This is a genomic window from Bradyrhizobium nitroreducens, assembly GCF_002776695.1.
GTDB classification, from domain to species: Bacteria; Pseudomonadota; Alphaproteobacteria; order Rhizobiales; family Xanthobacteraceae; genus Bradyrhizobium; species Bradyrhizobium nitroreducens.
On record NZ_LFJC01000003.1, the window covers coordinates 1,019,865 to 1,037,817 of the forward strand.

The following is a 17,953-nucleotide window of genomic DNA, read 5'->3' on the forward strand; positions in this document are numbered from 1 at the left end:
GGTCCGCCGGTTGCTTCCGGTCTACCTCCATGAGCCGACCACCGGGAACGCCGCCTGGACTTCGCATTCGGGCCAATAGCGGACGTACGATTGCATAATCTGCAACGAGCCTCATGCATGAGGGGCATCAAGGTACTCACCGACTGGTCGGGTCCAAAGATCAGGATGGTGAATGACGTTGTGGCCCACCGCCATGGGTCTATCAAATTCGAAGAACTGGCCCTTGCCACCGGCCTTCTCGAAAGCGACGAAATTCCTTCTGCTGTGCGCGATGGAGTAGAAAGAATCGCCTTGTCCGTACAGCCAAATCGTTGGCCGATCAAAGCGCGCTCCGCGTAGAAAGAGTTCCTGATTAATCGGCTCGGCAACCCTACATCCTTCGTTGATCCATCCTCCCACGAAATTGAGAACTCTCAGAGTTTCCGTAGAATGCGTTCCTGCATAGGCGACTGACAGGACACCTCCCCGCGAGTGCCCGCCCATGAGTATAGGGCCTGGCGCGACATCAGGACGCTCGCGAAGTACGCCAATGGCAGCGTCGATATCGCTCAATGCCCTAGCTGAATCGGTTCGCGCGGTGTCTTCGTCGCACGCAAATTTTGCCTTCCCGTTTCTCAGGAGTTCTTCGTCACAAAACCCATCTGATTTGCCGCGACCACGCCGCTGCGGAAATGCGACCAGCCAACCTCGCTGGTTGAGAAAACCGGCGAGTTCAACGGAGAACCAAGTTCGCTTCACGCGTTCTGGCGTCGGATTTCTACCGGTCGAACCGTGATTGAATATTGCGAGAGGAAATGGCCCCCCGCCAGGGGGCTTGAAGATCACCGCTTCTAGGCTGATTGAGTTGCCATCTTCGGTCAAAGGCGTCTTGAGAAGATCGGAGTTGCCACCTGAAGCAGTGACGGTCGGATCGACTTCGATCTGGGCTCGTACCGTTAGCGGCCACGCTACCGCTGCGCTGCCTGCAAGAGTGATAAATTCGCGCCTTCGCATAAGGCTACCTCAGATTGTCGGACGGCAACACCATGGCCTAGCACAAAGATGTCTTTCCAAGGTTCGCTAAGGGTCAAGAGCGCCGTCTTGAAGGTCGGCCGATTGCTTATGGTCTACCTCCAAGAGCCGACAACCGGCTACACCGCCCGAACTTCGCGTTCGGGCCAGAAGCTGACTTCAGGCGCTGCGAGCACTTTAGAGTTTGGCTGCAATCCATCCAGCAACAATCAGGCCCGCCGTGATGCATACAGCAATCGGCGCGCGCTTGGCCCATCGAACGTTATCCGCACTCGCTCTACGGTCAATTTCACGCCGCTCTGCTTCGGCATCGGCGTCGATTTGATCCCGCCAATCCCGCCACGCTTGCATGCCTTCCGCCAGAAATCTTTTCCCTTCAGGTGTCCAGCGGCCAAGGCGGGCACTGACGCGATCCATCAAGCCAAACTCCGCGAGAGTGAGAACTGCCTCCTCACCAGCCGACTGCGCGAGCGTGTGCGAGCTATTTTGGTCAACCAATATCGCGCCAAATTCTCAACTATGAATGAAGCAGCCGAGGTCCGCTTCAGGTCAATCGCGTCACTTTGGGCGCGTGCCGTTCGCTTCCGGTCTACGCCTGTGAACTACAGTGTTCGACCGCTCCGGCATGTCTCAAACGGGCCAATCGCAGACATTAGGCTGCTCGCCAATCAGTGGGATTTCAGATCGCGCCGCTCTTTGAACTTGCGTCCGACCAGGTATCCCACAGATGCGAAGGCCAAAATCGGCGGCAGAGCAAGCACTGCGGAATAGGCAAGCAGCTCGATCAAACTCGGAGGGTGACGGAAGCCTTGCTGAACGCGCGTAAGAGCGAGGAGCGCTATGGCGGCGGCATAGCTAAGAAGGACGCACAGAAACCATCGTCCCACAAGCCGCCCAATTGCTGCGCCAACGATCAGGGCAGGAATAAAGGAGAGTAACGCTACGGTACCCCATAAGTAGGCTAGGTCTCTAAACCATCGAATATCCCACACCGGAAACCTCCGCGTCTCCTAGCGCGAACAATGAGCTACTGCGCAGCGTAGCCGTGCCCGTCCTGTCAAAAGCTGCCATCCGGACGCGGAAACCCTCGCCCCTTCGGAGGTGCTTGTTCGATGCAAGTCTTCGCCCGGGCGACAACTTCCTTCGGTGATAGCTCATTGAGAATTCGATCACGTTCCTTCCCAAAGATGAACGCAAGCTCCATCAGACGTTCATGCTCACCTTCAGGCTCACGTGTGTCCAACCTTCGGAAAGTCGCAGAGGCGTTCTGATGGTTGACCTCAGCGTCGTTGGCTTTTTGTCGTAGCGCAAGGTCATTGGGGACTTTGCCCGTTTCCATAAGCTTGTCCGCGACAAAAATAGTCGTCGCACAGGTGAGATGGGCGTCCTCCTGGGGAGAACACGCCCCGACACATAAGCTCGCAGCAACAAGTTGAGCCAAAACTGCGGTTTTGCAGATAGATTTCACGGCCAATCTCGGTTCGGAGCGGGCGACAAATGACCTGACACGCCCAAGGCCACTTGTCGGTTGCAGAGGAGCGCTCCGTCAACCGAGATCACAGTGAATGCTCAATTTTCCATAAACAGAGGATGTCCGCTTCGGGTCAAAATGCGAAGAACTCAGGTTGAGCAAACCTGGTCCGCTCGGGCGCAATCAGCGGACCTTCGCCAAAGGAGGCGCGGCTTCGCAGATGGGCCAACAGACGCGACCAGCGCGAAAATGACAGAGGTCGCCCGTTGAAGCTGTCTTGTCCGCGCCGCGATTGACGCTTTCTTCACAACCTCTGGTTTATGGCCTCATACAACCATGAGGTGATTTATGGCAAACATTCACCAGACGTTACGACCTTTTTTTGCTGTCTATGTGACGACCCTTTCGGCGATGGCCTTCGATTTCTGGCTGATTTCAGCCATGCCTCAGGGACTTCATCTTACGAAGGATATAATCGTCTCCATTGTTGTCGGTCTCGTGTTGACGGTTGCTGGTCTATTTTTTCGAGCCAAAAACAAAATGTCATTCTCGGCAGCCGCTTTTGCGTTTGCGAACATCTTCCTTCTAAGCCAAGTCAATTTGATTGCTCACTTGGCGCCGTCTTATGTCGGCAGATATTATCCGCTGGTCGACCAAACCTTGGCCCGGATCGACTCGACGTTCGGTTTTGATTGGATCCAATATTTTGAATGGCACGTTAATCATCCGCTTTTCGGCATGACTTGCCGCATCGCTTACCTTTGTTGGCCCTCCTACGCTCTTTTCATCATCGTGGTCCTTGCAGCGTATCAGCGTATATCCTCGATGGCGCGCTTCTTGATCGCATCCACGGTCTCTTTGACTATCGTTTACGTGGTAGCTATCGTTACTCCTTCTTACGGAGCCTATTTCCAACACGGAATGACGGCCTCGCAGCATCCCAATTTTTGGGTACAGTTTTCCAACTACAAAGACACTTACGATGCGCTTAGAGCTGGCGTCGTCGACATTTACGCCGCCGAAATTCCTTCGGGAACAATCTCGTTTCCCAGTTTTCATACGACAACTGTCGTTCTCTATCTCTGGGCAGCATGGAGCACACCAGCGCGTTGGATTACCTTGGCTGTTCAGACGCTTTGCTTTCTAACAATTCCCGTGCAGGGGGCGCATTTTTTAACTGATATGATAGCGGGTGGCGCAATAGGCGTTGGTGCGATTATGTTTTCAGGCACCGTCGTTCGCGAAGACATAAATGCCAAAATCTCAGTTCTAGAAACGGGAGACGGCAGTGTGAGATGTCAAATCGGCTAGCTAACCCAGGCAACGCGTGGCCATTTAAGTACCGCGTCCCTAAGGCGTCGGGATCAACTTAAAGAAGGCGTCTGCAGCGAGATTGCCGTGAGGTCACGAAACACAAGAACGTGGAGTCCACTTTGGGTCAAAGGCTGCCCTTGATAGCCTGCATGACCTTGTCAGCTCACCTGTCGGAAGCGGCCATCGCGGCGCGCCGGGCGGAGGTCAGCCACGGGCCACAAGCGGAACCGAAACGCCGCTCGGGAATAGAATCGCTGATTGGGCGGCCCGGACGCCAACGTCCTTGTCTAAATCGTGTGAACTAGAGAACGGAATTTCCCACTGAACAGCCTAAAGTTGCGGAAGCGCGAAGGTGGGCAGGCGATGAACGGCGTACGAACGGGATTTGTAGACTCCATCGGCAACACGCCATTGATCAGGTTGCGAATGGCGTCGGAGGCCACAGGTTGCGAGATTTACGGCAAGGCTGAATTTCTTAATCCCGGTGGCTCGATCAAGGATCGTGCGGCCCTCGCCATGATCAATGATGCTGAGCAGAGCGGCAAGCTCATGCCGGGCGGTGTCATTGTCGAAGGCACGGCCGGAAATGTCGGCATCGGCATTGCGCTCGTGGCTAATGCACGCGGTTATCGAAGCGTGATCGTGATGCCCGACACGCAAAGTCAGGAGAAGAAGGACATGTTGCGGTTGTGTGGTGCAGACCTGCGACTGGTCCCCGCCGTTCCCTACTCAAACCCCGGTCATTATGCTCGCTATTCCGGCCAGTTGGCCGAAGAACTCGGTGCGTTCTGGGCTAACCAGTTCGACAACGTTGCCAATCGCGAGGGCCACTACCGCACGACTGGACCTGAGATTTGGGAACAAACAGGCGGAAAAATCGACGGCTTTACTTGTGCCGTCGGCAGCGGCGGGACTTTGGGTGGGGTTGCGCGAGCCCTAAAGGAGCGAAATCCAGCCGTCAGGGTTGCGCTCAGCGACCCCATGGGGGCCGCGCTCTACAACTGGTTCACCAAGGGCGACCTGACGACCGAAGGAGACTCGATCACTGAAGGCATAGGGCAAGTGCGTGTGACAAGGAACCTGGAAGGCACCCCAATTGACGCGGCGTATCAGATCACTGACGAGGAAGCGTTGCCCGTTCTATTCGACCTAATCGAGCATGAAGGACTTGTGCTCGGTGGGTCGAGCGCCATCAACATCGTTGGAGCCATGCGACTAGCGCGCGATCTCGGTCCAGGCAAGACCATCGTGACCATCCTCGCGGATGGCGGGCAGCGCTATCAATCCAAGCTGTTCAACCCGGACTTCCTGCGTAAGAAAAATCTGCCCACTCCACCTTGGATGTAATAGCAACCCGCCATCGGGCTGCACATCCGCGCGCTCCCGCAATGTCTGTTCTGGGTCAAACTGAGAAGTCCGGGCGCTCAGCCGGCAGGTCGGCTTTACCTCCAACTCCAGACAAACCGCTGCATCGGACTAACTGACGCGATGGGCCAATAGACGACGTCTCAGCGCGTTGCGGGGAAGCCGGGAGCCTTCGGAAGTTGATGCGGCTCTTCCGGCACATGAAACTCGTTCTCGCCGTAAGACGACTGATGCTGCATCCGCCGATCAAAAAACATCCAAGCTGGACTTTCTGACCATTCGCCCCCGAAGTGTGCCTTGAGCGTCGCTGGAGCGACCTTCTCAAGAAGATCTACGGGGGGGCGATTCGTCGCTTCCGCCACGGCCGAGACGATGCGCGGTCTTTCAGTTTCGCTTATGCCATCAAAATAGGGATTGTCATCGAAGCTGAACCCTCGCCATGTCTGCGGTTCGTCAGCACTGTCCAAAAAGTAGCCATCATATCTGGCCCTATCGACCCCGGTTCGGTCTCGACTTATCCCAACGCAGAGCTGGGCGATGTCCAGCTTCTTATGTTCTTTCATCGCAGTCTTGAACGCATCGTCGATTGGGCCAGCTTTGAGGCCGCTATCCCACGGTTCGGCATCCTGCCCTCCAGCGAACTCTCTTACCGCAGCTCGGCAAAGACCCGCATAGACAACAACAAGTCGATTATCGCTCAAGCGAAACGGTAGGACGGAACCGATTTCTTGCCTGCAAACACCACCCGTACTGATCCGATTGTTCTGCAACTCGCCAGTTGCCGACGAGGAGTATTTTTCGCCTTTGACTTCAATCGTGACATTCAAACGATATGCAAAACGAACACCGCAGAAGGGATTGAGCGAAAATCGAGGCTGGTCTTTCTCGTAAGCAATGGCAAGCGCTGCAATCGCGCCGACCAAGACGAGGCAAACTACCTTCACCGGAGAGGGTCGGAACATTGTATCAGCCTGAACATACGACTCTGCCACAAACATACTGCACGCAAAAATTGATGTTGCGTGAAATGCATCCCTTCCATGGCTTGGATGTCCCGTTTGGGTCAAGCGCGGCCCTGCGCAGCTTCAAGACACGTTTCCGCTCAGCTCTCCAAAGCAGACAATGCCGCGCCCATCCGCCGTTTCGCATCTGCGCGTTCAATTTGCGCTGCGACCGCGCGGGGGAGCAAGAAATTCCGCACGCTCAGGCAGCGCTGACAGCCCCGAGCTCGGCCGCCAGGAATTGCGTTTCAAATGCCTGCGCCGGCATCGGACGGCCGAAGAAATATCCCTGCCCTTCCTCGCATCCCATGCTGAGCAGGAAATCGGCCGTGGCTCGGTCCTCGATACCTTCAGCCACAACGGTGAGGCCGAGCTGCTTGCTGAGGCCGATCGTCGAGCTGACGATGGCAGCATCGTCGGAATTGACCAGAAGACCGGACACGAACGACCGGTCGATCTTGAGCCCATCGAGCGGAAACTTCTTCAGATAGCTCAGGCTCGCATACCCGGTTCCGAAATCATCGAACAGGACGCGCACGCCGAGCTGCTGGATGCGCTTGAACATGGCGAGCACGCGGCTCTCGTCATTGAGCAGGATGTCTTCAGTCACCTCGATCTCGAGCAGCGACGGCGTCAGGCCGGTCGTGTCGAGCAGCGACGCGATCGACTGCGCGAGATCGCCGGATTGAAGCTGCGAGGGCGAGAGATTGATCGCGACCCGCACGTTGCTGCCGGACAACTCCCACGCGCGCGCCTGACGGCAGGCGGTCTCCATCACCCAGTTCGCGATCCGCTCGGACAGAGCCGAGCTGTTGACCACTGGCATGAACTCCGCAGGGGAGACGTAACCGCGCACCGGATGTCGCCAACGGATGAGCGCTTCGGCCCCGACCAGGCTGCCGTCGATCAGGCGGACCTGGGGCTGGTAGAACAGTTCGAACTCGCCCCGATCCGCCGCAAGCGCCAATTCGCTCTCCAGTGTCAGCCGGTTCTCCAGCTCCTGTCTGATCGCGGCCTCGAACAGCACATGGCTGCCCCGCCGCGTCGCCTTGGCACGGCTCAGCGCAAGATGACCGTTGCTCAGGAGCTCGTCGGCGTTGTGTCCGCCTTCAGGATGGACTGAAACTCCGATGCTGATCCTGACGCGGTGCTGCCGCGTGCCCGTCGCAAGCGGCGCTTCGAACGCCTGTGCGATCCGGTCGGCGAACGCTGCGATCGGCTCGCCGGCCTCTGCACAGTCAAGCGCGATGGCGAATTCGTCGCCACTGAGCCGGGCAACGACCGCCTTGCCATCGACTTCGATCCGGAGACGCTCAGCGACGGCCCGCAGCACGAGGTCGCCGGCTGCATGCCCAAGCATGTCGTTGATCTGCTGGAAGCCGTCGAGCCCGATCACGAGCAACGCGACCTCGCGAGGCTGTCGCTCTGCGTCCGCAATCATGCCCACCAGCCTGGCATGCAGCGTGTTGCGATTGGCAAGACCGGTCAGCGCGTCATGTTCGGCAAGATATTTGACGCGTTCGGCTTCGCGCTTGCGGACCGAGATATCGCGCAGGATCGCGCCGTACTGAAAGCCATCCGTTCCCTGCCAGCCCGAAAAGCTCGCCTCGACGGGGAAGGTTTCGCCGTTCTTGCGCCGCCCCTCGAACTCGACGACGACCGCCCCGCCCGGAACGAGCAGCGCCTGGCGCGCGGCGTCGTGCATGGATGGTCTCGTGTCGCCCTCCGCTGCCGCCACGGCACACAGCGTTTCGAACGGACGGCCGATCATCTCGGCCGGCGCGTAACCGAAGATCGCACTGGCGCCGGGATTCCAAACCGTGATGCGGTGATTCTCGTCGGTGCAGACGAGACCGTCGCCGAGCGACATCGCGATCCGGTGAAAGCGGCTCTCGGCGATGCGTCCGAGGAGACCACGAAAATCGATCTCGTCCAGCGCAATCGCGGTCAGATAGGCGACGATGGCAATGTGCAGCAGCGATGTGTCGATGACGAGGGACCATCTCGCCTGCACGAGCGCTGCGGTCAGCTCGATAGCCGCCCCGGTGCCGACCAGGATTGCAACGCGAATTCCCGGCCCGAGGCGGCGCCACGAATACATCATCAAGAGGCAGATCACGCCCAGGCCCAGGATCATGCCGAGATCGGAGGTCCAGCGCAGCGTCCGGCCCTGAAGGATCGATTCCGCGGCCAATGCCTGGAGCACCGGCCCCGAGACGATCCTGCCGTTGGGAATGCTGAAGCGGTCGCCGAGCTCGAGCGCGGTGGCGCCGACGATGATCTTCTTATCTCTCAGCCTGTCGAGAGCATCGGTATTGCCGCGCAGGACGTCGACATAGGAGACAACAGGAATGGAGGCCGCACGAATGCTGAAATCAATCAGGAACGGCGGCCGCCGATTGGCGTCCTTCCCGGCGAGCACGACGGCCATCGAGGGCATCACGGCATCGCCGAGCTTCTCGCCGAACGGATAGCGGCGGACGAGCCCGTCGGATTCGACGGCGACGTTCACGACGGCCGGCCAGGACTGGTTGCTGAACGGCTTCAAGGGGCGATTGATGTAGGCTGGGCCACCATTCGGCGTCGGTTGCTTGAAGGACGGCAGGATGGTCGAGCCGCCGACCTCGCGAAGGGCCTTGACGAAGGCCTCGTCGGAAGCGGTATCCGACGGCGTGCTGAAATCGACGTCGAAGGCGATGTCGCCCGCTCCCGCCGCCGCAAGTCCCTGCAACAGCTCGGCGTGCAGTCGGCGCGGCCAAGGCCACACCCCGATCTGTTCGATGGACGGTGCGTCGATGGCCACCACGACGACGTCGCCGCTGGCCTCACGCGATTGCCAGGCGAACCGCAGATCGGTGAGCGCGTTGCGAAGCGCACCATGCCATCCCGTGGACAGCACGATCGCAAGGGCGATCACGACTAGGATATGCGGCCGATAGCGTCTCACTCCGATCCTCCCGCGCGCCCGCTATGTTGGGCGCGCCCCCTCGTCCCCTCAGGAAACCGCCTCAGCGTCGGCCGTAGGCGTGACCATGGCCGTTGCTGCCGTTGCCGCCGCCATTGCCATTGCCGTTACCGTTGTTGCCCTTGCCGTTGCCGGTGGCACCACTGTTGCCGTTACCGTTGTTGCCGTTGCCGTTGTTACCGGAATTACCATTGCCGCCAGCGTTTCCATTGTTGCCGCCGGAGCTGTCGCTCGAGGACGCGGCTGTCGCTGCCGCGATGGCCGCACTCGACGAACTGCTGCTGCCAGCCGTTGCAGCACCGCTTGTCGTCACCGCGGTCTGTACGGCGCTGTTGGATGCTGTCGTGCTCGCATTGCTGTCGCTCCAGACCGTCTCGGTACGGACGCTGGCGTTGGCGTTCGCGTTGCGCACCGGGCCGGCAGCCGCCGCGCCATGGGCGAGTCCGCGCGTGACCTTATGGACGTTCAGCTTGACCTCGCCGAGCGAGCTCGAGATGCGCACGATTCCGGCCTTGGACGCATGATTTCCTGCCGCCTGATGCACCTGCTTCAGCGCGCCGGCCGCCTTGCTCCCCTTGTCGATCGGGCCGAGCGCGTGGATCGCATGGCCGTTCGCCGCATTGCGCGGCGCGGTCAATCCCGATTTCGGCACGGGAATGCGCTCGATGCTCGGCGCCCGCGGCTTGCCCTGCTCGATCGCGTTGAACGACCCGGCGCCGCTGAGGCTGAGACCGGGCTTGCCGTGCTCGAACGCCGTGGCCGCCTGCCCCTTCATGACCTGGGCAATCTGTCCCGTCCTGAAGTCGGAGACCTCGACCTGGCCGCGCAGCACGCCGACCTTGGTGCTGCCTGCTCCCACCGTGACGCTGAACTGCGTTCCCTTCACCACGGCGGCGAGATAGGGCGTCTCGACCTCGAAATGCTTGACGTTGCGCTTCTCGACCTCGAGCAGGATCGACCCCGCCTGCTGGATGATCGTGGTCGACAGGCCCTCCTTCTTCTCGGCCGGCAAGCCGACCACGGAGTTGGGAGAGATCAGAATCGTCTCCTCGCCGCGGACGAGCAGGACACGTCCATTGCGCCCGGTACGAATGGTATCGCCCGGTTTCAGTGTCCCTTCCTGGCTCAACGACACCTGCTGCGCGCCGTTCGTTGCCAGCCAGACCTCGCCCGACGACTTGCTGACCGACCAGGCCCCGTCATCGGCGGCAGATGCGCCGGAGGCCGTTCCCAGGATCAGCGCGGCCAACAAGGCGCACCGCATTCCAATCTTGCTGAACATGACGATCCCTCAGTCCGCGTGACAGCCAGGCCTGAGGGGTATCCGAAATCACTCAAGATAGAATTAGCGGGAAGCGACCAGCGGCGGGACCGGATTAACCAATCATTGACCATAAAAATCTATGAAAAATCATGCACCTAACGAAGCCTTACCGCCGCATGGCAATTTCTCCGTGGAATTACGGGGAAGGCCCCGCTGCGCGCGTTGGGAAGCGGCATCTCGTTACCGCGCTGACAGTATTGCTACCGATATTCATCGGAGTTTCCGAGGCGCTCGCCCAACAGGCCAACCAACCCGGATTCGATCCGCGCCAGCCCGAGAAATATTTTGAAAACCAAACCGAGCGGGAAACGCTGAGCCGGCCGCCGGTCAGGCTGCCGACGGTCGGCCAGCCCAACACCGGTGGCGATACCAAGCCGCAATTCGTGCTGCGCGGCGTCAGCGTCAGCGGCGCCCACGCCATCTCCCGCGATCGCATTGCCGCGGTCTATCAACCCTATCTCGGCAAGAAGGTCTCGCAGGCGGATCTCGCCGGGATCGCCGGTTCGATCAGCGATCTCTACCGCGCCGACGGTTTCCATCTGAGCCGGGCGATCGTGCCGCCGCAGGACATTGCCGACGGCCAGGTCCGGATCCAGGTGATCGAAGGCGCCATCGTGCAGGTCGAGCTGAAAGGCGACGGCGCCGAACAGTTCGGCGTCAGGCCGATGCTGGGGCCGGTTCTGGCGGAGCAACCGTCGCGCCTTCCGACGCTCGAACGCCAACTCTTCCTCATCAACGGCAGGCCGGGCGTTCGGATCACCGATAGCGCTCTGGAGGAGATCGGCGGCACCTCTGGCCGATTCCGTCTCATCCTCTCCTTGAAGACATGGCACGTCTTCTCCTCGTTCGGCCTGGACAATCTCGGATCATCCTCGGTCGGACCGTGGCAGACCTACGCCACCGGCGCGTTCAACTCCTACCTCGCACCCGGAGACACGCTGGCGGTCAACCTGTCGACCATTGCCAACGATCCTCGCCAGCTCGGCTTTGCGCGCCTGTCCTATGACACGCCCGTCGGCGTCGACGGCGTGCGCCTCGGTGCCTCCGTGCTCTACAGCGCGGTCAGGCCGGGCGATCTCCGCCGCCTCGACAGCGACATCACGACGACCGAGGCCTTCGAACTGCGTGCCAGCATCGTTCCGCTGCAATCGCAATCCTCCACGCTCACGCTGACTGCGGCGACGACCTTCAGCAATGTATCCGAGCACGACCTTTACGGCCCCTGGTACAACGACCACATCAGGACGGCGAGCCTGACCGCCGACTATCGCCTGCAGGATTCCTTCGGCGGCACCAGTTTCGCGACGCTGACCTATCGCCAGGGCCTCGACGTCTTCGGCGCTTCGCATTTCGACGACGATCTGTTGTCGCGCGACGGCGCCTCCTCGAACTTCTCGGTGCTGAATCTCTGGTTCACGCGTTACCAGACGATCAACGATGCCTGGTCGCTCAAGCTCGCTGCGGCGAGCCAGACCGCGTCGCGGCCCTTGTTCACCTCGCAGCAATTCTATCTCGGCGGCATGGCCTTCGGCCGCGGCTATGGCGCAGCCGAGATCAGCGGCGACAACGGCCTTGCCGGCTCGCTTGAACTGCGCTTCGACCAGAAGCTCAATTTCCGCTACTGGACCGGCTATCAGCTCTACGCCTTCGGCGACGCCGGCGCCGTCTGGAACGACGGCTATCGACTGAGCGACGGCCTGTCACTCACTTCGGTCGGAGCCGGCGTGCGCTTCTTCCTGCCGGACGATCTCCAGGCCGATCTCGGCGTAGCGGTGCCCCTGAGCTACCGGGCGCCGGACAACGAGCGCCGCAGCCCCCGCTTCCTGTTCACGTTGTCGAGCGCGTTCCGGCTATGCCCCGAACGCGGCAGGTCGGGCTGCCTCTAGTCCCCCCGGTCGTTTGCGCAAGTCGCTTGGGCCCGGGGCTCCTGCGGGCTTGCTCACAGACTTGCCTAAATTTAATCCCGTAACCTGCTCACGATCGCTCGATCCGGGAGTTCCCAATGACCATGTTCAGACAAACGTGATTTGAGACCAGCCATGAAGAGGGTGCCTGCAATCCTGGCGTTTCTTTGTGTCCTCGGCGTCGGGGAGTATTTCCTCATAAGCCGGTTCGCGATCCGCCACGAGACCTTGGCGCTATTCGACGCCTCGCGGCAGCGACCGATTTCAGTCGAGTTGGCGGTGCGGCGGGATTACGAGACCAAGGCCAATCTCGGCCTGTGGAAACTTCCGCTCGCCGTCATCAGCAATGGCAACACCGTCAAGGCCACCGAATATTCCTTCCTGGCCAACGTGCTCGCCGCGCGCGGTTATCTCGTTGCCAGCATCCAGCAGGACCTGCCGAGCGACCCGCCGCTGATGACCCATGTCGGTCAGCAATATGTCGGCCGGCGCGAGGTCTATATCCGCTGCGAGGCCAACATCCTGTTCGTGCTGGACCAGTTGCGGAAACAGCAGGAGAACGTCGACTACGGCCACATCACCCTCGTCGGTCACTCCAACGGCGGCGATGTCTCCATGTATGTCGCCCATCAGCACCCGGAGCTGGTGTCGAAGGTGATCACGCTCGACAATCTGCGGGTCCCCTTCGTGCGCAGCGACGGCATGAAGATCCTGTCGTTCCGGTCGAAGGACCCGCATTTCGTGACCGATCCCGGCGTGCTGCCGACGCCGGAAGAGGCCAAGGCGCGCGGTATCGACATCGTCCACACCGGCGCCCAGCACACGGAAATGAGCGATCGCGGCCCCAACTCGGTCAAGGAGAAGATCCAGGAAACACTCGACCGCTTCCTGCGCGACAGCGCCAGTAGCGCGCTGGCGCCGGCCGACACGAAAAGCCCGATGATCATGAATCCGGGCGATTATTAGCCGATATTCGCTTTGCGGCAGATCAAGGCGGCTCCGGGGCGGCAGGATATAAATCTCCTATGGCCTCGGAGAGACACGTGTCCCATTATATCGAAAGTCTTGATACGAAGGGTTTCGACACGAGGCGTCTTGACACCAGAAGCCTTGATATAAGACATCTTGGTCTGCCCGCGGCGAGAATGCCGGCACTCTTACGGCATCTCTATCGTTCGGCTCGCAAACTGCTGCGGTCGATCATCGCTCGCATCGATCTTTCGCAATTTCCAGGATCGTGCTGCGGATAGGCATGCGGCCGCAACGAATGCATGAAGGTTACCCTATGCGCCAGCATTTGAGACGAATCTGCCTGCTGCTTGCCGCAGCCTCCGGCGTCGGCTCCTCGTCCGCACTCGCAGCCGATGCCGATCACGGTGCCGACCTCGCCAAGCGCTGGTGCGCAAGCTGCCATGTCGTTGCGAACGGCCAGACCCAGGCGAGCGCCGACGTCCCCTCCTTCGCCTCCGTGGCGCGCAAGCCGGACTTCAGTCCGGAGAGGCTCGCCTTCTTCCTGCTCGATCCGCACCCGAAGATGCCGAATTTCCCCTTGAGCCGGACCGAAGCCGGCGACATCGCGGCTTACATCGCGACGCTGCGTTAAAGCATGATCCGGACCCGAAGGGCCGCGTTAGCGCAAAGTGCGAACCGGTTTTCCGGAACGATCATGCGCAAACAACAACCCAGAGCAAGATGACGGTTCATCCAAATCTCATCGCGCGTTAGTCGCGCGCCGGGCACAGCACCTGCATGATGCAAATCCCTGCCGGAGGACCGACAGGGATCAGCAGAAGAGATGACGGATGGCGAATGAGCTCATTCGGTGGCCCGTCATGGATCTGCGCCAGCATCAGAGTTCGGATCTCCACGCCGTGCGCCGGCCGCGAATCAGGACTTGCCCTTGCCCGGTTGCATGAGACTGCCCGTCATCTGGCGCATGTGATCTCCCGCGCTGGTGAACTGGCTACGCAGGAAATCGGACTGGATTCGCATCGCTTCCTGAAGGTCGGTGGCATGAACCAGCTTGCGCGCGTGCTCGAACGCCGACTTCATATTCTGCTCGGTGAAAATCAGCGCCTGCTTCGACACCTCCGTCCCCGCGCCCGGAACGGTCGACATCGACTTGCTGGCGGCTTCGAAAAACATGCCGAATGCCTTTTCGGCCTGGTCAATCGTCTTCTCGGCCAGGTCGCGCAGTTCGGCCGGAACTTCGAGCTTCGGTTCGATCATGGTCGCACTCCTCCCGTTTTCCCGACTGAATACCACACTTGCCGGATCGCCTTCCAGCGGCCAACGTCGGGGAAACCTCGCCGGCGCTCCGGCTCCGGCAGGAGAACGGAAGATGAGGACGTGAGGCCGCGCGGCCGGCTCAGGACAACGGGTGCTCGGGAAGAGCTTCTTCGGTGGCGAGGTCTTCGACCAGCTTGATGACCTCGAAACGCTGTCGAGGCGCGAGCTTCAGGAACGCGCGGAGCAGGCGCAGACTTTCGACCGTGCCGCTCGCGGGCGCGCCGAGCTTGAGGTGCAGTTCAGCCGCGAAATTGACGTTCTTCATCTCGCACCTATGACAAGCATCGGCCTTCGTGATCCACTCGAGAACCGAACGCCACAACAAGACGCCACACCGGGGGCCCTATGGCGGCGAACTCTCGGCCGGGTGGCCCCGGCCGGCTGGCACGCTGAACGAATGTCCAAACGACGGGCTCAACCGTAGGGTTGCAATTATGCCAAGCAACAACTGGTCCGGCAAGTCCAACCGTTGATTGAGCGATGCTTCGTCGGCATCGCACCACGGCAATTCCGGATAACAGGAATATCGACCGCCGTCACCCACCTGCGTCAAGAAGCGTCATCATCACACACAGAGCCCCGATCGCTGTCAATCGGCACAACGTTTCTACCTATTTCCGATATGAACGGACGTTGGCGACGAATTGGGCTTCACCAGCGCATACACGCATTTGTTGCGTCAGACTTCAGCGGTTGTATCGACGCCGAAATGCATCGCCCCCGGAGCCGGTCTCTCCAGCGCCCTGATTCCGGCGCGGCCGCGGCCAATCCGAAAATGTTTCCACTCATGAACCCTTGTCCATGAGCGAGCGACCAAGCCGTTGCGACACGGCCACGCAGACAACGGGCGCCATGGCTGAAAACTCTTCGATTCGGGCGCGCCTCAGCACTAAAGGACGACGGCATGCTTTCTCGCTGCGATCTCATCAAGGGCGCCGCGGTCGCGCTTTTCACCCTCTCGATACAAGGCGCATGGGCGCAGGAGACCAGGATGAACCTTTTCAAGATCATCACCGTCAAGGACGAAATCGTCGTCGGACTATCGGCGGAAGAGCTCCAGGGGCTCGGCGGCAATGATGCGAGCGCGGTCGCGCACGCGCTCGCGCAGAAGGGCGATCTCACGGTCTGGCAATACAACGTGCATCGTGGCCCGAATGGCGAACTTCAGCAGGCCCCGACCGCCAAGATCGGGCTTCTGGCCAACGCCTCGCTCCGCGTCGAGCCCTACACGACGCCTTACCAGATCGTGCCGCATCCCTGAGCAACCGGCTGACACGCCGGCGGCGATGGCCGCCGGCGTACCGTCATCATCCGCGCCGCTCCGCCCGCTGCGCCCCCGTTGCCGTCGCGAAGCCGTAGACCAGCGCCAGCCGGTCCAGGCATTCGCGAAAGCGCCGCGCAAAATAATCGTTCCAGCGCTGCGTCCGGACGGCGCGGCGCACGGCGATCTGATCCATGGTCAGGCCCAGTATCAGCACGTCGTGCACCAGCGCGGCGCCGTCGGTGCCAAGTTCGCGCTCGACCCGGTTCAGCCGCAGCACCGCCTGGCGCTGGCTCTCGGTGACCGGTTCGCGCGTACGCGCGCCATCGACATATTCCCTCGTCGGGTCCATCGCTTGAGGCCCCCGCTCCGCCCTTTCCCAATCGTTCTGGAAGGCGCGTCCGCCGAGGTATTGCGCCTCGTCGATCTGATGGTGGGCGCGCAGCCGGCCGAGAGGATCGCCACGGATCGACCGGATGGCCAGGATCTTCTCACCGGAATCCAGCGCCAGCGGATTGTCGACCTCGACCTCCGTCACGTCGGCATTGAACGGCAGTTCGCGTGACCGCCTGTCGTAGATCTTGGCCAGTTTGTAGGACTTGTTGCGTCGGACGCGTGCCAAACGGATGCTCCTTTGCGAAATTGACGATTGGACGGGTCGCACGAGATCAGGCCGCAGAGACCAGCCTCAGCACGACAGGACCCGGGACGCGGGCGGACGCAGCACCGGAGCGGCGTGTCAGGCGCGCATGCGGTGCGCAATAGCTGGAGCCCGGCCGGCAGGGATGACCGCAGAAGGCGATCTCCTCCCCGTCCTTGTCGCCGCCATAGGGATAGCGGCAGTCGGCCGGCCCGAGCGCGACCAGTTGCAGCAGGCGCGGCTGAACGCCGACGCAGCGGAGCTTCACTTGCGCCGCAGGCCTCATTGCGGATTTCGGCGGCAAATTCAGGTTCGGCAACACCGCCCGGCGCGGCGAAACCGGAGCCTCGCCCGGCAAATAGGGCGCGAGCGATGGGCTCGTGATCCATTCCGGTATGACGAGCCCGAGCCGCTTGGCGCGGCCGATCACCGCGCTGCGCGTGTAAGCCGTTCCAAACCTTGCGTTAATCTGTCTTGCGATCTCCGCATAAGACATGCCCTTGCGAAAATAGTCGCGCAGCGCGTCGGAATGCTCCGACGGCCAATGGCCCGGTTCCATGATGCTGTCCTGTGATGCGCCTCCTCCGATCGCACGACCGGATGGCGAGACGCATCTTCCGGTATTCCGAAGATTAAGTCAAGCGATAATTCTGATATTCATAATTGCATCAATTCCGAATTTCGGATTACAAGAGGCAAGTCGGTGCGCAAACGAGGGAATCACCATGTTGGACGTTGCAATGATCGAGCGGGGCCTGGAAAAGACGGGCAAGAGCAAGGGCGGCCTCGCGGCGGCCATGGGCGTGCGGCCCGGCGCGGTCTCGGAGATCCTCGGCGGCGAGCGTCTGGTGAAGGCTTCGGAGATCATTCCGATCATGGAATATCTCGAGCTCAATCTCGCACCGATCATGGGCCGCGTCGGCGCCGGTGCCGTGATCGAGCCGGATTACGAGCAGGTTCCGCCGGAGGGGCTCGGCGACATCGCACTGCCCTTCCCGATCATGGAAGAAACCGTCGCATTCGAGATCGTGGGCGATTCGATGCTGCCCAAATACGAAAGCGGCGACGTGATCGTGGTCTACAAGGACCAGCGCCATCCGCTGTCGAGCTTCTACGGCGAGGAGGCCGTGGTCCGGCTCAAGACCGGCGAGCGCTATTTGAAGACCATCGAGCGGGGCAAGAGCCCGTCCGTCGTCAATCTCACCAGCTTCAACGCCAAGCCGATCGTCGGCGTCAAGCTGGACTGGGTCGGCGAGATCTGCCTGTCCATGCCCAAGGGCCAGCTCGAGCGGCTGCGTGCCAAGTCGGCGCGTCCGCGCAAGAAGGGCAAGTGACGACGACTTCCGCTATTCGGAAATCGCTCTTGACTTTATTCTGATTTTCAGAAATACTCTGCCGCGTTCCCGGT

General features: G+C 60.7%; 17 protein-coding genes. 7 read left to right on the forward strand and 10 right to left on the reverse strand.

The window, feature by feature from the left end; translation table 11 throughout:
- Positions 1-111: 111 nt before the first annotated feature.
- The 3 genes from TSA1_RS38745 to TSA1_RS38750 form a co-directional block, all read right to left on the reverse strand.
- Positions 112-993 carry a dienelactone hydrolase family protein gene (locus TSA1_RS38745; RefSeq protein WP_145984268.1) on the reverse strand — a complete coding sequence of 294 codons (882 nt, stop codon included), beginning with the start codon at positions 991-993 and terminating at the stop codon, positions 112-114.
- 195 nt (positions 994-1,188) lie between these two features.
- Positions 1,189-1,428 (reverse strand): hypothetical protein, encoded by a 240-nt coding sequence (locus TSA1_RS05195; RefSeq protein ID WP_145984269.1) that lies wholly within the window; start codon positions 1,426-1,428, stop codon positions 1,189-1,191.
- Positions 1,429-2,068: 640 nt separating this feature from the next.
- Positions 2,069-2,479: a hypothetical protein gene (locus TSA1_RS38750; protein ID WP_142250326.1), complete on the reverse strand. Its 411-nt coding sequence runs from the start codon at positions 2,477-2,479 to the stop codon at positions 2,069-2,071.
- A 351-nt stretch (positions 2,480-2,830) separates the two neighbouring features.
- Here TSA1_RS38750 and TSA1_RS05200 point away from each other — a divergent pair, with 351 nt between their 5' ends.
- Positions 2,831-3,793, forward strand: a complete 963-nt coding sequence (locus tag TSA1_RS05200; RefSeq protein WP_100175408.1) for a phosphatase PAP2 family protein — start codon at positions 2,831-2,833, stop codon at positions 3,791-3,793.
- Between the two features lie 366 nt (positions 3,794-4,159).
- On the forward strand, positions 4,160-5,143 hold the full coding sequence (locus TSA1_RS05205; RefSeq protein ID WP_100180979.1) for a cysteine synthase A: 984 nt from the start codon (positions 4,160-4,162) through the stop codon (positions 5,141-5,143).
- A 161-nt stretch (positions 5,144-5,304) separates the two neighbouring features.
- On the opposite strand, the gene TSA1_RS05210 is transcribed toward TSA1_RS05205, so the two are convergent.
- The 3 genes from TSA1_RS05210 to TSA1_RS05220 form a co-directional block, all read right to left on the reverse strand.
- Complete coding sequence (locus TSA1_RS05210; RefSeq protein WP_145984270.1) at positions 5,305-6,084, reverse strand: hypothetical protein; 780 nt, start codon at positions 6,082-6,084, stop codon at positions 5,305-5,307.
- Between the two features lie 280 nt (positions 6,085-6,364).
- On the reverse strand, positions 6,365-9,109 hold the full coding sequence (locus TSA1_RS05215) for an EAL domain-containing protein (RefSeq protein WP_100175410.1): 2,745 nt from the start codon (positions 9,107-9,109) through the stop codon (positions 6,365-6,367).
- Between the two features lie 61 nt (positions 9,110-9,170).
- Positions 9,171-10,409, reverse strand: coding sequence for a FecR family protein (locus TSA1_RS05220; RefSeq protein ID WP_100175411.1), 1,239 nt, complete (start codon positions 10,407-10,409; stop codon positions 9,171-9,173).
- Between the two features lie 131 nt (positions 10,410-10,540).
- On the opposite strand from TSA1_RS05220, the gene TSA1_RS05225 reads away from it, so the two are divergent.
- The 3 genes from TSA1_RS05225 (at position 10,541) to TSA1_RS05235 (ending at position 13,958) form a co-directional block, all read left to right on the forward strand.
- Entirely contained in the window at positions 10,541-12,337 is a 1,797-nt protein-coding gene (locus TSA1_RS05225) for a ShlB/FhaC/HecB family hemolysin secretion/activation protein (RefSeq protein WP_100175412.1), read from the forward strand.
- A 153-nt stretch (positions 12,338-12,490) separates the two neighbouring features.
- Positions 12,491-13,321: an alpha/beta fold hydrolase gene (locus TSA1_RS05230; protein WP_100175413.1), complete on the forward strand. Its 831-nt coding sequence runs from the start codon at positions 12,491-12,493 to the stop codon at positions 13,319-13,321.
- Between the two features lie 319 nt (positions 13,322-13,640).
- A complete protein-coding gene (locus TSA1_RS05235) occupies positions 13,641-13,958 on the forward strand; it encodes a c-type cytochrome (protein WP_100175414.1) in 318 nt (105 codons plus the stop codon).
- A 284-nt stretch (positions 13,959-14,242) separates the two neighbouring features.
- Here TSA1_RS05235 and TSA1_RS05240 read toward each other — a convergent pair whose 3' ends face one another.
- Both TSA1_RS05240 and TSA1_RS39555 read right to left on the reverse strand, forming a co-directional pair.
- The gene (locus tag TSA1_RS05240; protein ID WP_100175415.1) at positions 14,243-14,584 is read right to left on the reverse strand and encodes a phasin; all 342 of its coding nucleotides are present in this window, start codon (positions 14,582-14,584) and stop codon (positions 14,243-14,245) included.
- A gap of 139 nt (positions 14,585-14,723) precedes the next feature.
- Positions 14,724-14,909 (reverse strand): hypothetical protein, encoded by a 186-nt coding sequence (locus TSA1_RS39555; protein ID WP_174718761.1) that lies wholly within the window; start codon positions 14,907-14,909, stop codon positions 14,724-14,726.
- A gap of 639 nt (positions 14,910-15,548) precedes the next feature.
- On the opposite strand from TSA1_RS39555, the gene TSA1_RS05250 reads away from it, so the two are divergent.
- Complete coding sequence (locus tag TSA1_RS05250; RefSeq protein WP_100175416.1) at positions 15,549-15,905, forward strand: hypothetical protein; 357 nt, start codon at positions 15,549-15,551, stop codon at positions 15,903-15,905.
- 46 nt (positions 15,906-15,951) lie between these two features.
- On the opposite strand, the gene TSA1_RS05255 is transcribed toward TSA1_RS05250, so the two are convergent.
- Positions 15,952-16,527: a hypothetical protein gene (locus TSA1_RS05255; protein WP_100175417.1), complete on the reverse strand. Its 576-nt coding sequence runs from the start codon at positions 16,525-16,527 to the stop codon at positions 15,952-15,954.
- 46 nt (positions 16,528-16,573) lie between these two features.
- On the reverse strand, positions 16,574-17,104 hold the full coding sequence (locus tag TSA1_RS05260) for a GcrA family cell cycle regulator (RefSeq protein WP_100175418.1): 531 nt from the start codon (positions 17,102-17,104) through the stop codon (positions 16,574-16,576).
- 166 nt (positions 17,105-17,270) lie between these two features.
- On the opposite strand from TSA1_RS05260, the gene TSA1_RS05265 reads away from it, so the two are divergent.
- Positions 17,271-17,879, forward strand: coding sequence for a S24 family peptidase (locus tag TSA1_RS05265; RefSeq protein WP_018644790.1), 609 nt, complete (start codon positions 17,271-17,273; stop codon positions 17,877-17,879).
- Positions 17,880-17,953: the final 74 nt, after the last annotated feature.

Bases quoted from the DNA above. Each gene is read 5' to 3' on its own strand.
- TSA1_RS05260 (WP_100175418.1), bottom strand. From the start codon at position 17,104: ATGGAACCGGGCCATTGGCCGTCGGAGCATTCCGACGCGCTGCGCGAC.
- TSA1_RS05220 (WP_100175411.1), bottom strand. From the start codon at position 10,409: ATGTTCAGCAAGATTGGAATGCGGTGCGCCTTGTTGGCCGCGCTGATC.
- TSA1_RS05195 (WP_145984269.1), bottom strand. From the start codon at position 1,428: ATGGATCGCGTCAGTGCCCGCCTTGGCCGCTGGACACCTGAAGGGAAA.
- TSA1_RS05205 (WP_100180979.1), top strand. From the start codon at position 4,160: ATGAACGGCGTACGAACGGGATTTGTAGACTCCATCGGCAACACGCCA.
- TSA1_RS05240 (WP_100175415.1), bottom strand. From the start codon at position 14,584: ATGATCGAACCGAAGCTCGAAGTTCCGGCCGAACTGCGCGACCTGGCC.
- TSA1_RS38745 (WP_145984268.1), bottom strand. From the start codon at position 993: ATGCGAAGGCGCGAATTTATCACTCTTGCAGGCAGCGCAGCGGTAGCG.
- TSA1_RS05235 (WP_100175414.1), top strand. From the start codon at position 13,641: ATGCGCCAGCATTTGAGACGAATCTGCCTGCTGCTTGCCGCAGCCTCC.
- TSA1_RS05250 (WP_100175416.1), top strand. From the start codon at position 15,549: ATGCTTTCTCGCTGCGATCTCATCAAGGGCGCCGCGGTCGCGCTTTTC.
- TSA1_RS05225 (WP_100175412.1), top strand. From the start codon at position 10,541: ATGCACCTAACGAAGCCTTACCGCCGCATGGCAATTTCTCCGTGGAAT.
- TSA1_RS39555 (WP_174718761.1), bottom strand. From the start codon at position 14,909: ATGAAGAACGTCAATTTCGCGGCTGAACTGCACCTCAAGCTCGGCGCG.
- TSA1_RS05265 (WP_018644790.1), top strand. From the start codon at position 17,271: ATGTTGGACGTTGCAATGATCGAGCGGGGCCTGGAAAAGACGGGCAAG.
- TSA1_RS05200 (WP_100175408.1), top strand. From the start codon at position 2,831: ATGGCAAACATTCACCAGACGTTACGACCTTTTTTTGCTGTCTATGTG.
- TSA1_RS05230 (WP_100175413.1), top strand. From the start codon at position 12,491: ATGAAGAGGGTGCCTGCAATCCTGGCGTTTCTTTGTGTCCTCGGCGTC.